Genomic DNA, 14645 nt, shown 5'->3' on the forward strand with positions numbered 1-14645 from the left:
GTACGGTTAATAGTGTTTCGCTCAGGGCTGCTGCTGGTTGATCTCCACAGTCAATGACTGGTGACCATCCCACGGGGTAACCGCGCTCAGGCCAAACCAATCACCCGGTTGAGGGTTGGCTGTGCCATCACGTGAGATACGAACCCGGGCCTGCACCTGATGCTGCGCCGAAAGCAGGCGGCTTGGCATCATAGCATTACTGTCATCCAGCGTGAGCGATAACGGGAAATGGCTGAGCGGTAAACGCTTCACAGCCACCGGAACCGGCGAAACACCGTCAGTCACAGAAATATACATCACTCCGCCAGGCGGCAACATTTTTTCTGCCTGTGCTGCCAGCGCAACTTTCACTGCCAGGCCGCTATTTTGCTGTCCGGCATTGGTTTTTGCTTGCTCAATGCTGCGCTCAACCATCGTAATTCGCTGATCTCCCGCAGGTAATAACGGTAGCATAGTTTGCCAGGCCGAAATTGCGCTGTCATATTTTTGCAGTTGGAAAGCATTAAATGCAAATAATCCCAGTACGCGCAGATTCTGCGGCTGCTGCTTACGCAGGTCGTTCAGCAGCAGTTCTGCCTGACGGTTATCCTGTGGATCGCTCGATCTTGCCAGAACTTCAGCGTAGTCCTGCTGCAATTCAAGATTTTCTGGTGCCAACTGCAAAGCGTGCTGGAAGGCCAGACGCGCCGTCGTTGCATTATTCAAGACCATGCCGAGACGACCCAACATTGCCCAGCCGTTGAGATCGTTGGGTTGCTCCTGCAACTGGCTGCGCAAGCCCAGCTCCAGTCGGCCCAGCTCATCCATACTTAATGGGCGACCGTGCGGGTCCATCAGTTGCGCGCGCAATTGAGGATATTCAGCCTTTACCTGGAACCAGGAAGAGACCTGAGCCAGACCGCCGGTTTTCAGGTACATGCCACAGGAAACCAGCACCAGTACCAGCACGCCAGGCAACAGCACCCAGCGACTGCTGTTGTGCGCCTGCATGGCTGCGGTTGAAGGAATATCGGTCAACAGCGTTTGTTGCAGCTCCTGCACCATCTCCGGGCGTTCTGACACTTTGCCCTGCGCTTCATCCTGTTCCAGCTCAATCAAACGCTGCTGATAAAAGTTTTTATTCAGGCGATCGCGGTCGCCATCGGTGGCGTTGCGCTGCCGCCAACCTGCCGCCAGAAATAGCGTGCTCGCCGCCACTAACAGCAGCAAAAGGGTAATCCAGAATGCACTCATTGCGTTTTCTCATCACTTTTCAGAAGCGCTGCGAGGCGATTTTGGTCAGCGCTATCCAGCTCAGAGCTGGTTTTTCGCTGACGGCCGCGCAGGATAATCACCAAACCACCCAGTACCACAAACAGCGCCGGTCCCACCCACAAAATCAGGGTCGATGGCTCTACCGGCGGGTTGTAGGTCACGAAGTTACCGTAGCGAGCCACCATATAGTTGACGATTTGCTGACGGCTTTGGCCCTGCTTCATCAGTTCATACACTTTCAGCCGCATATCCGCGGCAATCATCGCCCCGGAGTCAGCGATGCTGTTGTTTTGACATTTCGGGCAGCGCAACGAGGCAGTGATGTCGCGGTACTCTTGCTCCTGCGCCAGGGAGTCAAATTGATAGGTATCGATGGCCGCCCACAGCGAAGCACTGAACAGCAGGCCGCACAGCAGTAGGATCAGGCGTTTCACGCTCCGGCCTCCTGGCTGTATTTCTGCCACAGCGGCTTCACCTCTTTCTCCCATACCTGAGCGTTCATATCGCCCGCATGGCGATAGCGGATAATGCCTTTACCGTCGATCAGGAAGGTTTCCGGCGCGCCATACACACCAAGATCCAGCCCTAACATGCCATTGCCATCGTACAGGCTCAGGGCATAAGGATTGCCGAGGGTATTGAGCCAGTTCACCGCTTTGGTACGGTCATCTTTATAGTTGAGCCCCACCACGCGCACGCCCTGCTCTGCCAGCGTATTGAGATACTGGTGCTCTGCACGACAGGTTGGGCACCAGGTGGCCCAGACGTTCAGCAGAATCGGCTTGCCATCTACCAGCGCTTTCTGGTCATAGATTTTGCCCGGCTGGAACAGAGACTCGAGCTTAAACACCGGCACCGGTTTGCCGATCATCGCCGACTCCAGCAGCGTGGGATCGTCACCGCCTGCATTGCGTTGTAGCTGCCACAGCAGCGCCGCTGCCAGCAGCAGGAACAGCACCAGCGGAATAAAAAGGATTTTTTTGTTCATGCCAGCTCCTGTTGCCCTTTTTTACGGGCGCGATAACGGGGATCGAACAGGCAGAAAATACCGCCTACGGCCATAAACAGACCGCCAAACCAGATCCAGCGGACAAACGGCTTGTAATAAATGCGCACCGCCCACGAGCCATCGCCCAACTCCTCGCCCAGCGCCGCGTAAAGATCGCGGGTGACGCTGCCGCTGATTGCCGCTTCCGTCATCATGGTGCGTGTCGCGGTGTAGAAGCGTTTTTCAGCCTGAAGCACCGCTTCCTGCTTGCCATCACGCGTAACGTCAATAATGCCACTGCCACCGCTGTAGTTCGGGCCTTGCAGGTTTTGCACGCCACGGAACACAAAGTGATAGTTCTGGATATCGACGCTGTCGCCCGCCTTCATACGCACATCGCGCTCTACGCTGTACTGGGTACTGAAAGCGATGCCAATCACCGTGACGCCAACGCCTAAATGTCCCAGCACCATGCCCCAGTGACTGCGCGACAAATGGCGCAAGCCCTGCCAGAAGCCGTGACGATGGGTAGCACGTTCGTGCAGCTCCATCAGGGTCAGGACAATGATCCAGATGGACATCAACAGCCCGACCACCGCCATGGCTGCAATACGATCCTGCAACAGCCAGGGCAGCAAAATGGAACCCGCTAAGGTCACCACCAGCGCCAGCGCCAGGCGCTTATACAGCTTTTGCGGCTCATCACGACGCCAGCGCACCAGCGGCCCAATACCGAGCAGCAGCGCAAACGGAGCCATGATCCAGCTAAACATGGTGTTAAAGAACGGTTCGCCAATCGAGATACTGCCCAGCCCCAGCTCTTTGTGTACCAGCGGCAGCAGCGTACCCAGCAATACCACTAACATCGCGGCGATCAGCAGAACGTTGTTGCCCAACAGGAAGGTTTCACGTGACCAGGTTTCATTCTGTACCCGGCTACGGACTTTGCCGCCTTTAATGGCATACAGCAGCAGCGAGCTACCAATAACAATCACCAGGAAGGCAAGGATAAACATCCCGCGCGCCGGATCGGAAGCAAAAGAGTGGACGGAAACCAATACCCCGGAACGCACCAGGAATGTCCCGAGCAGGCTAAGTGAGAAGGCAGTGATGGCCAGCAGCACTGTCCAGGATTTAAAGGTGCCACGCTTTTCGGTTACGGCCAGTGAGTGGATCAAGGCCGTACCCGCCAACCAAGGCATAAACGAAGCATTCTCTACCGGGTCCCAGAACCACCAACCGCCCCAGCCCAGTTCATAATAGGCCCAGGCTGAACCCAGCACGATCCCCACGGTGAGAAACACCCAGGCAGCTGTGGTCCACGGACGCGACCAGCGTGCCCATGCGGTATCCAGACGGCCAGTCATCAGTGACGCGATGGCAAAAGCAAAGGCCACGGAGAAACCGACATACCCCATATACAGAATCGGTGGATGGAAGATCAGGCCAATATCCTGCAACATCGGGTTGAGATCGCTACCATCAATCGGGAAGTCGGGTAAGGCGCGGGTAAACGGGTTCGACGTCAGAGTGATGAACAACAGGAAGCCGAGGTTAATCATACCCATCACCGCCAGCACGCGCGCCAGCGCATCCTGCGGCATTCCACGACTGAAAATCGCTACCGCCACGGTCCAGGTGCTGAGCAGTAACAGCCACAGCAGCAGAGAACCTTCATGCGCCCCCCAGGTCGCCGCAATGCGGTAATAGATTGGCAGCAGGGTGTTGGAGTTGGTGGCGACATACGCCACCGAAAAATCATTCACAATAAAAGCATGCACCAGCACCGCAAACGCAGCGGCGATACAGCCCCACATCGCCCACGCCAGTGGCCGCGCCAGAGCCATCATCCGGCCATCCTGACGCGCTGCACCCCAAAGCGGGTAGATGCTCAGCAACAGAGAGAGGGCCAGCGCCAGACAGAGTAAGAAGCTACCTATTTCTGGGATCATGACTGCGACCCCGCCGGGTGATAGCCATCCTGTGGCTCGTTAGGATTCACTTTCATCGCGTTCTTGATTTCCGGCGGTGTGTAATTTTCATCATGCTTTGCCAATACTTCTTTGGCATTCACCAGGTTGCCTGGTTCGAGCACGCCCTGTGCCACAATGCCCTGCCCTTCACGGAACAGGTCCGGCAGGATACCGACATAGCTGACGCTGATAATGCCGTTGCCGTCATAAAGCTTGAAGCTGACGGCAAGGGTGTTGGGATCGCGCTTCACGCTGCCCGGCATCACCATGCCACCGACGCGCAGGCGCTGGCCCGGCTCCGGTTTTTGGTGCTGCTCACCTTTGCCATATAAAATTTCACTGGGCGTATAAAAAAGGTCGATGTTGGAACGCAGCGCATACATCACCAGCGATGTTGCAATGCCGAGTCCCACCAACAACGCCACGATAACCGTAAGGCGGTTGCGACGACGGGTGTTCACATTGGATCTCCTGCCGCTTCACTGGCGGCTTTTTTGGATTTTGCCGCACGAATGCGACGCTCCCTGGACTGACGCTGGCGAATTTGGGCCAGCAAACGGCGACGCTGCACCAGGGTGTGCAGAACTAAAGCGGATAACGGAATTAACGTCAGAATCACGGCCAGCCATACGTAAAACGCATAACCGCCCATGGCGAAGAAATCATGCCAGGAGGCAAAAGCGGGCGTCATCACTTATTCCCCTCTTTCACGACATCAGCCACCCAAGGGCGCTGGCGCTCGGTAAACAACAGCAGGTTGCGCATGCGCATCAGCGTCAGGGTGATGAAGACCAGCAGATAACCGAGAATGGACCAGCGTAGCGGAGTACGCATTGACGGGTCGATATCCTGTTGCAACATGCCCGAAGAGCCCTGATGCAGCGTGTTCCACCACTGAACCGAGAAGTGAATGATTGGCAGATTGACGACACCCACCAGAATCAAAATCCCCGCTGCGCGACCGGCCGTGCGGCGGTCATCAAACGCGTGATACAGGCCAATGACACCCATATAGAGGAACAGCAGCACCAGTTCTGAGGTCAGTCGTGCATCCCAGATCCACCAGGTTCCCCACATCGGTTTACCCCAGGCCGAGCCGGTGACCAGCGCAATAAAGGTAAACACCGCGCCAATCGGGGCCATCGCCATCGACACCAAATCGGCGGTCTTCATCTGCCAGACCAGACCGATGAAAGCGGCAATAGCCATTGATCCGTAGACGCCCATTGACCACATCGCCGCCGGAACATGAATGTACATGATGCGATAGCTCTGCCCTTGCTGATAGTCGGCTGGCGCGAAACCAAAGCCCCAGATCCATCCCAGCAACAGGCTTGCAACGCCCAGGATGGCAAACCACGGTATTAACCGCCCACATAAGCGGTATAACCGCTCCGGTTTAGCCAGTTGGTGCAACCATTTCCACATGTTCTTTTGCTCACAAAGTAATAAATCGTTAGCACGCTACTACTGCAGCGTTATTCGTAATGCGGCTGCGGTGGCAAAGGGGGTCAGCGTCGCGCTGCCCACCAACATCGCCCCTAAAATCGCCAAATAGCCGCCAATCGGCAGACCTTGCGCGGCGGCATCCATCGCCGCGCTGGCAAAAATCAGTACCGGTATCGCCAACGGCAATACCAACAAACTCAACAATACGCCGCCACGGCGCAGGCCCACCGTGAGCCCAACACCTACTGCGCCCAGGAAACTCAGCGTAGGCGTGCCTAACAGCAACGTCAGGGCCATCGCGCTCCAGCTTGAGAAGTCGAGTGACAGCAGTAAAGCTGCCAGCGGTGACAACAAGATCAGCGGCAGTCCGGTCACTAGCCAGTGAGCAATCACTTTCCCTAACACCGTTAATGGCAGCGGGGTTGGCAGCAGCACAAGCTGTTCCAGAGAACCATCAACAAAGTCATCGCGGAACAGACGTTCCAGCGCCAAAAGGGATGACAGTAGCGCCGCAACCCAGGTCACACCGGGGGCAATACGCGCCAACTGTTGCGGCTCAGGCCCGATACCCAGCGGAAACAGCGTAATCACAATCAGGAAAAACCACAGCGGGTTAATCACTTCTGAGCCACGACGAAAGACAATGCGCAACTCGCGTCCAATAATGCGTCCAGTCATCACGCCAGTTCCGCTCCTTGCAGCCTGATTTGTCGGACCCGCGCCTTGCTGGCAGGCAGATCCTGATGCGTTGTCAGGATCACCGCCCCGCCATTCTCAGCATGTCGGGTAAAGCAGCGCATCAGTTTTTCGACGCCACTTTTATCAATGGCGGTCAAAGGTTCATCCAAAATCCATAACGTTGCGCGAGTCAGCCACAACCGGGCGAGTGCCACACGCCGTTGCTGCCCGGCAGAAAGTTGTGCAACGGGGATCTCTTCGTAACCCAGCAGATCGACACTTTCCAGCGCTGCGAAGATGGAATCCTGATCGCAGTTCGGATGGAAAAAGCGTAGATTTTCCAGCGGCGTGAGTACCCCTTTCACCCCGGGCTGATGCCCAAGATAAAGCAACGCCTGGTGCCAGACATCACGTTGACGTCTTACCGCTTCCCCCTGCCAGTGAATTTCACCTTCCGCGGGCTGGCTCAGACCGGCCAGCAAACGCAAAAGAGAGGTTTTTCCCGCGCCATTTGGCCCCTCAATCTGAACAATATCACCAGGGTTGACGCTGAAGCTCAGCCCGTGAAACAGGACGCGTTCATCACGAACACAAGATAAATTAATGGCTTCAAACATCGGGAAGGGTGTCGCACCTGAAAAATTGAGCACGGATAATACCACAAGGATGTTGTGGACCGTAGAGGTGAGTTGTTTCTGCGTTGTTACGGTAGTGATGATTTGTGCCATTGTTCTGGCACATTTGATGTGAATCCCATCAGGATTAAGATCTTGTAACTTTTTACTGCATTCAGGATTACATTTGTGGCACGGCACGCTCGCCACAACGTTCACCCAGGTAAATCATAACCTTATCGAACTATATGCGCTGCGCTAAAGCATTTGATTTTACTCATGCGATAGCGCACTTTGCCTGCCCGACGCTCAGGCAGGTAAAGTCTTAAACTGTTGATTAAATGAGCATACAGGTTAACAGACAGTTACCGCCAGCGGGTAACTCATGTATACTGCGCCGCGCTGTCCCCTTAGTTAAATGGATATAACGAGCCCCTCCTAAGGGCTAGTTGCAGGTTCGATTCCTGCAGGGGACACCATCATCCCCCCTCTTTCCAACGCCCTTTATCCCTTTGCCTGATCTTGTTGCCGTGCCAGCGTACGGGCGAGTATTGAGGAATACAGCGGTTTTCCGCCCAACATTTGTGCCAGCAAGGTTGCGCCCAGACAGGTGATGATCATCGGCAGAATGAGCTGATAGTTGTCGGTCATTTCCAGCACCAGCACAATTCCGGTTAACGGCGCGCGCACCGAAGCCGCAAACAATGCCCCCATTCCTGCAATGGCAAATGTCGCTGGCTGAAGATGATATTCAGGTAACAACTGCGATACCGCCAGCCCAAAGGCCGTGCCCAGCACCGTGCCTAATGCGAGCATCGGGGCAAAAATGCCGCCTGGCGCGCCTGAAGAGAAGCACAGCAGTGTGGTGAAAAGGCGCACCACAAAAATCACCAGCAAAATAGCCAGCGGAAACGCGCCCAGTGCCGCTTCAGGAATCAGCTGATTGCCACCGCCAACCGCAGCAGGAAACAGTAAGCTCATCACGCCACAGCATCCGCTCAACACGGCACCGGTCACCACCGCCCGCCAGATTTTATTTTGATAGATGCCTGCAAATGCATCCTGCATGGCGAAAATCAGGCGATTAAAGGCGACACCAATCGCACCGAACACCATGCCCAGCAGCAAATAGAGCCAAAGCGTCTGCACCGGAGCATCATTGAGTTTGCCAACCGCAATCACGGCCATGTCACCGTTAAACAGGCGGAAAACGATGCTGGCGCAAATCACCCCGATGAACACCGCCTTGATTGAGATGAGGTTATAGCGGAACTGCGGCCGCATCTCTTCCAGAATAAAGAGAATACCCGCTAAAGGGGCATTAAACGCCGCTGCCAAACCCGCAGCCGCGCCGGTTGCGAGCAGCGAGTGTCGGGCTTCATCACTGTTGAGACGCAGCAGATCGTAAACCATCCGCCCCAGATTTCCCCCCAGCTGGACCGTCGGACCTTCTCGCCCCAACACCATTCCAGCCCCCAATGTACCGAGGCCACCGACAAATTTAACCGGAATAACCCGCCACCAGCGCACCGGCCTTAACTCCTCTAAGGCGCCTTCAATTTCCGGAATGCCCGATCCCCCCGCTTCCGGGGCAAAGCGCCGGACCAGCCAGTACCCGATGGCCGCCAGCACCGCAGAAACCCCAAAGGCCGCGAGATAAAGTTGCCAGCCAGACAACACGGCAGCACTAATGTGCAGGGTGCGCCAGGCTTGGATAGCATCCACCATGCGTGCAAAAACCACGCCGACTATCCCAACCAAAATGCCCACTATCGCGGCCGAAATCAGCACCGCCACCGGGGTTTTATCCCGGTTGAGCAGTGCCCGGAACATCCGGTTACGGGCCGGAATGGAATGTGGTATGTCCACAGCGTTCGATGAGTTGGTGGTCATGGCTAAGCGTAATGGTGAAAAAAGGTAAGGCAGTCTAACTTTATGCGCGGCCAGATACAAAATGGTTAGCCTCACTTACATCATCCGTTACAAACAAAGTGCAGTGCTGTTTTTTCCAGAAAGGATATGCAAAAAAAGAGCGACTTTAGCGGGGATATAACGCAGAGACCTTTTACTCAAATACCGGGTTGCCAGACCAATAAAATCATCCCTCTTCCTCACAAAATAAAGATGACAGAATTAAAAACTGGGTTTTAAGTTAAAAAATGCTTGTTGGGGTGATTAACCTCAGAGTATAAGAATTGTCACTCACAATAGAAACCTTACCCGATGAATAATTCATCAGGACGTTTTTCAGATGGCTGAGGCATTACATGGCACAATCTGTAGCAGCGCAGTTTGAAATTGAAGAAAAACAATCTCGCCCGGATATTAAAATAGGTTTTGTTCTGCTTAACAGATTTACTCTCCACCCGGTAGCGGAACTGATTGATCCCATTCGCTTTGCCGCCGATGTTGCTTTTTCCAGCCGCCAGATATTTTGTCAGTGGGAATGGATGACGCTGAATAATCAACCCGTTATCAGTAGCTGTGGATTACCCGTGCAGCCTACCGCACCGCTGGATTTTGCCACCCACTGGGATTACGTCGTTTTCGCCGGTGGGCTGCTGGAGGAGACGCGCAACCCAACGGACACCTTGCTGGACGCGGTGCGATCCTTACATGCCCGCAAAATCCCCATCATCACGCTGGACAGCAGCTCCTTCGTCGTGGCGAAAGCCGGTCTTTTGGATGGCAAACGCTGTGCCGTGCATTTCACGACGCGCGACGAATTTAAGCAAAGTTTCCCCAAAGTCACGCCGGTGCTGGATCAAACCTACATCAGCGATGGCGGAATTATCTCCTGCCCTGGCGGGACATCGATTGAACTGGCTGTCGACATCATCCGCAAACATTGTGGCGAGCAGCGCGCCAGTAAGGCCCTGAAATACCTCATGGCAGAGCCGGACAAGCCGAAAAAGCCCGTGCAAAAACGGTATAAAATCAGCACGATAAACCCGCGCTATGAGGAAGATATCGTTCAGCGCACCATCGACTATATGCATCAACACATTGCCTCGCCCGCGCCGTTGCAAGATATCACGACCTTGATGAACGTCAGCATGCACCAGCTTAATCAAGCCTTTCTGCGCAGCACTGGCGATACCGTTGTTGTACACTGGCGCAAGCTCAGGCTCGATCATGCACGCAATCTGATGACCAACTCGACGGCAAGTATTCACGAAATCGCCCTGCGCAGCGGGTTCTCTGGAGCGTCACATCTGATTACCTGGTTCCGTAAACAGTACGGTGAAACCCCGGCGGGTTTCAGAAAGCGACGCAGAGCCGTAGAGCGACTCTTCTCACCAGATGAATGATGCCTGTTTACCTACTAAGCCCTTCAATCTGAAGGGCTTTTTTATTGCATGAAAATCAGTCACCTAGTCTAAAAAAACCAGGCTTACCTTGCTCGCTCTCCTGCTTATGACGTCCACAGAAACAGAGAAACATGGGCTATTTCACAAAAATACGAAAATAATATGAATAAAATAAACATCAACTAAGCATTTGATATGTTTGTGTTTTTTAACACAACGCTATCGGATCGTGAAATTTCCATCGTTTTTCCTGTCATCCATGCCATTTTTGCCATATTGACCCTATCAAAACTCAGTGCAATTATTTCCTCAACGCCACTGACGGTTTATTTTTAATTAAACAAACAATTAAACCGCAGTAAAAATTAAATAAAAAACCTGCATCTACTTTGCAGCCACCCGGATCGAAGCCATTTATATGCTGCGATAATAAGCATTGTTACAAACATCGTCACCTGCAATCCCGATATCTTCCGGGAGGGTTAACTTTGCCACAATACTTATTGTTCCATGCTTCGATCTCCTGACTGGAGACTAAAGAGTATGTCTAAGACAATATCGATAGAGGATCTCCCTTTAAATCGTTTTCATAATTTACTCACGGTGCGATCGGCGGGCGGATCGTTTGTGGACGGTTATGTGCTGAGTATTATTGGCATTGCGATGTCACAAATTACCAGCGCGCTAGGGTTGGATGTTTTCTGGCAGGGAATGATTGCCGCTTCGGCGTTGATTGGCATCTTCTTCGGCGGTTTTATGGGTGGCTTGTTAACAGATCGCCTGGGTCGACGTCGGCTGTACTTTGTCGGTCCAACCCTGTTTGTCCTGTTCTCACTGTTGCAGTTTTGGGTCGAGAGCGGCTCGATGCTGTTTTTCTATCGCTTCATGATGGGGGTTGCCGTTGGTATTGAATATCCGGTGGCGACCGCCTATCTGGTGGAGTTTTTGCCGCGCCAGTACCGTGGGCCACGGTTGGCAGGCGTCACCATTATGTGGTTCTCCGGTGCGGCAACCGCCTACATCATCGGCGAGATTTTATTAAATTATGGGGGTGCAGACGCCTGGCGCGTCATCCTGGCAAGCTCGGCCATTATTGGCCTGGCCCTGTTCTGCATCCGCTTAGGCACGCCAGAGTCGCCACGCTGGCTGTTGCGTAAGGGCCGCCGCGCAGAAGCGGAACAGGTGATCAAACACGCCTTTGGTCATCAGTACGGCATTCAAAACCTGCCAGCCGAACCGGTGAACAACACCCTGTCGTTTATCAGCCTGCTGCACGCTGGCTACGGCAAACGCATGGCGTTTATCACCCTGTTCTGGACCTGCTGCATCGTCCCGTTGTTTGCCGTGTATGCCTTTGTGCCGCGCGTGCTGGAAGCTTTGCACGTTCAGGGCCAGTGGGCCTCACTTGGTTCAGTCACGATTACGTTGCTGTTTGTGGTGGGTTGTATCGTCGCCACCTGTTCGGTTAATCGTCTCGGCCGTCGCAGCCTCTTGTTGCACAGCTTTTTCTGGTCTGGTCTGGCCCTGCTCCTGCTCGGCTGGCAGCACGACAGCGCATCGGCGGTGATTCTCATGCTGTTCGGTGCTTATGCGCTGTTTATTGGCGGTGCGCAGGTATTAACGCTGGTCTATCCCAATGAAATATTCCCGACGGAAATTCGTGCATGCGCAGTGGGCGTGGGCACCTCGGTCTCACGTATCGGGGCTGCGATTGGCACCTGGCTGGTTCCACTCTCACTCCAGGATTTAGGCATTGAGAAAACCATGTATATCGCTGCGGCCGTCACCCTGTTGGGTTTAGCCATTTCGTGGCTCATGGCACCGGAAACCAATCAACTGGATCTGAATGACGCGGCCTCGCTGGAGAGCAACAACGACGCTTTTGTCAGTAACACCGAAGTGATACGTGAAAGAAATTAACCCCCCTTTTTGATTAACTGGCACTGGTTACAGGAGCAATACAACATGAAGAATACCCGCGACTATATTGAATCGCGTCGGCCGCGCCATGCCCTGACGCGTGAACTGTACTGTGACGAACAAGTTTATCAGGATGATTTGAAATACATCTGGTCTCGCGAGTGGATCTTTGCCGGTCACACCTTTGAACTGGAAAAACCAGGCAGCTTTTTCACCTTACAGATTGGCGATTACCCGATAGTCGTGGTGCGCGGTAATGACAATAAAATCAGAGCGCTACATAACGCCTGTCGTCATCGCGGTTCAAAAGTTTGCCAACAGGAAAAGGGCAAATCCGCCAAACTGGTCTGCCCGTATCACCGCTGGACATTCGAACTGGACGGGCGTCTGCTGTATGCCGGCAATATGGGGCCCGAATTTAATCCGCAGGAACACAGCCTGAATGCTGCGCACTGTGAAATCGTTGAAACCTATATTTATGTTTGCGTAGCTGATGTCGCACCGGATTTTGAACCCTTCCGTCAGGCAGTCACGCCCTTTATCAAGCCGCATTATCTGGATAACTGCAAAGTCGCCTTTGAATCGAATTTAATTGAGAAAGGGAACTGGAAGCTGGTGTTTGAGAATAACCGCGAATGCTTCCACTGTGATGGCGCTCACCCGGAATTGATGAACTCCTTTGTCGAAAACCTTTCCGTGGCCGGTGTCGCCGAAGAGGAAAACCCCGGCCTGACCGAATTCTGGGACAGTTGTGAAAACGCCGGATTGCCAAGCCGTCTGGTGATGGACGAGGGGGGTCAGTACCGCATGACGCGCATCCCACTCTCGGAAAAAGCCGTCAGCTACACCATGGATGGCCAGCCAGCGGTGACGCGCAGGCTGGATGAAAGCGGCTTATACGATATTGGCGCGCTGCTCTATTTTAATTATCCCTCTACCTGGAACCACTTCCTCGGTGATCACGCCCTGAGTTTCAGAATCTTGCCACTCGGCCCAAATGAAACGCTGGTGACCACCAAATGGCTGGTACACAAAGATGCGCAGGAAAACATTGATTACGACCTCGACCGGCTGACCAAAGTCTGGCTGGCCACCAATAGCCAGGACCGCGATTTAGTAGAAGGTACGCAGGCAGGCGTCAGCTCACCGGCTTATACCCCTGGCCCATTTTCCAGCGTGGCGGAGAACGGCGTTTGCCAGTTCGACGATTGGTACTGCGAAGTAATGAAACGCAGGATTATTTGATTCTTCCCCCAGGCTTAACAGCACAACGGTGTCGCTATGCAAAATATCTCAGGCTCGGATTTTTTTAATCCTGTTATTACCCAGACATGGACGAATGGTCGTCATCAGGTGCGCTGCCTGAAAGTGATTCAGGAGACGGCAGATGTCAAAACGTTCTGTTTTGGCATGCAGCAGCCCGTCCTGTTTTTCTTTAAGCCTGGTCAGTTTGTCACGCTTGAGCTGGAAATCGATCATGAGCCGGAAATGCGCTCCTATACCATTTCCAGCTCGCCCTCTATTCCTTACAGCTTCTCCATCACCGTTAAGCGCGTCCCTGGCGGTAAGGTCTCCAACTGGCTACATGACAACCTTGCCGTGGGTGACGCACTGGTGGTCCATGGCCCGATGGGCCAGTTCAACAGTGCAGATTTTCCGGCCAGCAAAGTGCTGCTGCTTTCCGGTGGCGTGGGGATTACCCCGGTGATGTCGATGGCACGGTGGTTCTTCAATACGAACTCTGACGTCGATATGGCCTTTGTCCACAGCGCCCGTACGCCAGAAGACATTATTTACCGCGCCGAACTCGATTACATGTCGACCCGGATTGAAAATTTTAAGCTGCATATCATTTGCGAGCGAACCCCTACCGGCCAGGCCTGGAGCGGCTATCGCGGTTATCTGAATCGGGAAATGCTCCAGCTGATTGCACCGGACTTTGCCGAACGGGAGATCTTCTGCTGCGGCCCGGCGGTCTACATGCGGGCAGTACGGGAGTTTTTACAGCATGCCGACTATGACATGTCACGCTATCACGAGGAGTCATTTGGTGGCGACACCCTGATCCCCTCCGCCACCGTACAGCAACCTGTCATTGGGGAAACAGGGCCAGATAAAGAAAGTGTGAACACCCTCTGCACGGTTAAGTTTATGTCGTCTGGAAGACAGATCGAGGTTGTAGAGGGCACTACGCTTAACGAGGCAGCAGCCAGTGCCAGTCTGAAAATTCCAAAAGCCTGTGGTATGGGGATCTGCGGCACCTGCAAGGTGAAGGTTCTCGATGGCCAAACCGAAATGAGCCACAACGGTGGAATAGACGATGAAGAGATCGAACAAGGCTACGTGCTCAGTTGCTGCACCATTATCAAAGGCAACGTTGAAATCGACTATTAAATTGCCTGTTTCTCATCCTCTCTGGGCCATCAATACCAGAGAACCCGCTGTACCTACCGCCATC

14 protein-coding genes and 1 tRNA gene are annotated in these 14645 nt (G+C 53.8%); 5 read left to right on the forward strand and 10 right to left on the reverse strand.

The window, feature by feature from the left end:
• Positions 1–21: 21 nt before the first annotated feature.
• Genes ccmI through ccmA form a run of 9 tightly spaced genes read right to left on the reverse strand, consistent with a single transcriptional unit; the run spans position 22 to position 6959 of the window.
• Positions 22–1233: a c-type cytochrome biogenesis protein CcmI gene (gene ccmI, locus F3J40_RS04520; RefSeq protein WP_167012743.1), complete on the reverse strand. Its 1212-nt coding sequence runs from the start codon at positions 1231–1233 to the stop codon at positions 22–24.
• Positions 1230–1688: a cytochrome c-type biogenesis protein gene (locus F3J40_RS04525; RefSeq protein ID WP_017345382.1), complete on the reverse strand. Its 459-nt coding sequence runs from the start codon at positions 1686–1688 to the stop codon at positions 1230–1232. Before F3J40_RS04525 ends, ccmI begins: the two co-directional genes overlap by 4 nt.
• A complete protein-coding gene (locus F3J40_RS04530) occupies positions 1685–2242 on the reverse strand; it encodes a DsbE family thiol:disulfide interchange protein (RefSeq protein ID WP_167012744.1) in 558 nt (185 codons plus the stop codon). Before F3J40_RS04530 ends, F3J40_RS04525 begins: the two co-directional genes overlap by 4 nt.
• Positions 2239–4194: a heme lyase CcmF/NrfE family subunit gene (locus F3J40_RS04535; RefSeq protein WP_017345380.1), complete on the reverse strand. Its 1956-nt coding sequence runs from the start codon at positions 4192–4194 to the stop codon at positions 2239–2241. Before F3J40_RS04535 ends, F3J40_RS04530 begins: the two co-directional genes overlap by 4 nt.
• Positions 4191–4676, reverse strand: a complete 486-nt coding sequence (ccmE, locus tag F3J40_RS04540) for a cytochrome c maturation protein CcmE (protein WP_017345379.1) — start codon at positions 4674–4676, stop codon at positions 4191–4193. The genes F3J40_RS04535 and ccmE overlap by 4 nt, the downstream gene beginning before the upstream one ends.
• Positions 4673–4906, reverse strand: a complete 234-nt coding sequence (gene ccmD, locus F3J40_RS04545; protein ID WP_017345378.1) for a heme exporter protein CcmD — start codon at positions 4904–4906, stop codon at positions 4673–4675. The genes ccmE and ccmD overlap by 4 nt, the downstream gene beginning before the upstream one ends.
• Positions 4906–5643 carry a heme ABC transporter permease gene (locus F3J40_RS04550; protein WP_017345377.1) on the reverse strand — a complete coding sequence of 246 codons (738 nt, stop codon included), beginning with the start codon at positions 5641–5643 and terminating at the stop codon, positions 4906–4908. Before F3J40_RS04550 ends, ccmD begins: the two co-directional genes overlap by 1 nt.
• Positions 5644–5682: 39 nt before the next feature.
• Positions 5683–6342, reverse strand: a complete 660-nt coding sequence (ccmB, locus tag F3J40_RS04555) for a heme exporter protein CcmB (protein WP_036645049.1) — start codon at positions 6340–6342, stop codon at positions 5683–5685.
• A complete protein-coding gene (ccmA, locus tag F3J40_RS04560; protein ID WP_167012939.1) occupies positions 6342–6959 on the reverse strand; it encodes a cytochrome c biogenesis heme-transporting ATPase CcmA in 618 nt (205 codons plus the stop codon). Before ccmA ends, ccmB begins: the two co-directional genes overlap by 1 nt.
• A gap of 401 nt (positions 6960–7360) precedes the next feature.
• On the opposite strand from ccmA, the gene F3J40_RS04565 reads away from it, so the two are divergent.
• Positions 7361–7435: transfer RNA gene (locus F3J40_RS04565), tRNA-Arg, on the forward strand.
• A gap of 25 nt (positions 7436–7460) precedes the next feature.
• Here the strand turns inward: F3J40_RS04565 and clcA are convergent.
• Positions 7461–8849 (reverse strand): H(+)/Cl(-) exchange transporter ClcA, encoded by a 1389-nt coding sequence (gene clcA, locus F3J40_RS04570; protein ID WP_167012745.1) that lies wholly within the window; start codon positions 8847–8849, stop codon positions 7461–7463.
• Between the two features lie 374 nt (positions 8850–9223).
• Here clcA and F3J40_RS04575 point away from each other — a divergent pair, with 374 nt between their 5' ends.
• The 4 genes from F3J40_RS04575 to gbcB all read left to right on the forward strand — a co-directional run bounded on the left by F3J40_RS04575 (position 9224) and on the right by gbcB (position 14581).
• Positions 9224–10267 (forward strand): GlxA family transcriptional regulator, encoded by a 1044-nt coding sequence (locus tag F3J40_RS04575; protein WP_167012746.1) that lies wholly within the window; start codon positions 9224–9226, stop codon positions 10265–10267.
• A 543-nt stretch (positions 10268–10810) separates the two neighbouring features.
• On the forward strand, positions 10811–12187 hold the full coding sequence (locus F3J40_RS04580) for an MFS transporter (RefSeq protein WP_167012747.1): 1377 nt from the start codon (positions 10811–10813) through the stop codon (positions 12185–12187).
• Positions 12188–12232: 45 nt separating this feature from the next.
• Positions 12233–13432, forward strand: a complete 1200-nt coding sequence (locus F3J40_RS04585) for an aromatic ring-hydroxylating oxygenase subunit alpha (RefSeq protein ID WP_167012748.1) — start codon at positions 12233–12235, stop codon at positions 13430–13432.
• Between the two features lie 36 nt (positions 13433–13468).
• Positions 13469–14581 (forward strand): glycine betaine monooxygenase reductase subunit, encoded by a 1113-nt coding sequence (gene gbcB, locus F3J40_RS04590; RefSeq protein WP_167012749.1) that lies wholly within the window; start codon positions 13469–13471, stop codon positions 14579–14581.
• Positions 14582–14645: the final 64 nt, after the last annotated feature.

The organism is Candidatus Pantoea multigeneris, assembly GCF_011752615.1.
Lineage (GTDB): Bacteria > Pseudomonadota > Gammaproteobacteria > Enterobacterales > Enterobacteriaceae > Pantoea > Pantoea multigeneris.